1 protein-coding gene is annotated in these 1,240 nt (G+C 56.1%); it reads right to left on the bottom strand.

Going from position 1 to position 1,240, the window contains the following annotated elements; genetic code table 11:
- Window positions 1-1,240 (bottom strand): ABC transporter permease (locus ABD028_RS23205; protein ID WP_343847695.1); only part of this gene is annotated, 1,240 nt, incomplete at both ends.

Here is a 1,240-nt window from a genome sequence, read left to right as displayed (position 1 = left end):
GTGGCCCGGTTAAATATCGTATCTCAAAGCTGACCAAATAACGCCCCTCGGTGCTAAACCCCAGTGGCTGCTGATACAGCCGCCACTGCTGCAGCACCAGATTGAGGCTGAAATACAACACCACAGTGCTAAGGCTAATCAGCAACGACAGCAACAAATAACTTTGCAGCTTTTGTCCCAACCCCTGGCTTTGGCCGCGCCCGGTATGGGTCTTCAGCCATTTTTGCTGCAGCCATAGCAGGGCGAACAGCACGCCGATGGCCAGCAGCAGCGCCGCCCCCAGCCAGGTGGAGAATAATCGGCCAACAGACAGCAGTTGCTCGCTGTGCAACTGCGGTAAGAACACCGCCACCAGTTGGCCCAAAGGTGCCAGCAGCAGGGTAAATAACGCCAGTAACAGCACCAGTAATAAGCTGGTTTCCAGCAGCAGTTGCAGATTAATTTGCTGGCTGCTGGCCCCGCATAAGCGTCTGACCTGCAACTCCTGCTGTTTGCGAGCCGACTCCCCGGCCATAAAGGCCAAAAAGGCAAACACACAGAACAGCAGCAACAACATAAACAGCAGGGTTAACAGGTTAATCCGCTGGCTTACCGCCAGGTAGGTGGCGTTTTCCACTCCCAGGGCCGGACTGAGACTGACGCTGCTATCATCCAGCAGATAGGCCTGCTCCTGTAAATAGGCCGTGGCCGAATCGGCGACCTGAGCCAGGGCCTGCGGAGCACCCATTAAATAGCTAAGCGTGGAAGGGCTGACACTGCCTTGTTTAATCAGGCGCAGATGCTGCTGCTGACTAAAAGGCAGCACCAGATCAACCTGCTGGTGAGGGCGAAAGGCCTTAAAATTCTGCGGCATCACCGCGACGATGCGCACCGCCTTATCTGAAATACGCAGTTGCTGACCAATAATATCGCGGCGGCCCTGAAAATGCCGCTGCCAGAAAGGGTAACTGATAGCCGCCACCAGCTCCGCCCCAGGCAGGGGAAACTCCATGGCCGAAAAGTCCCCCAGCACTGGCTGCAGCCCCAGTTGCTGATAACCACCTGAGAAAAAACTCACCCACAGCTCGCGGCGATTATTCTCTTCCTGCAGAACTAAGCGAGACACTTCCTCATAACTGGCGGTGACCGGCCACTGGCTGCTGAGCACCTCGGCCAGATAAAACTCCAGCGCCTGCGGGCGACCATCCACAGTTAAGATAGCACTTTGCATCGGCGGATTGGCCGCTAAACCGGCAAAGCC

This window comes from Bowmanella denitrificans (assembly GCF_039522935.1).
GTDB lineage: Bacteria > Pseudomonadota > Gammaproteobacteria > Enterobacterales > Alteromonadaceae > Bowmanella > Bowmanella denitrificans.
Note: the sequence above shows the minus strand (reverse complement) of the source record. Positions and strands in the feature narration are given on the sequence as shown.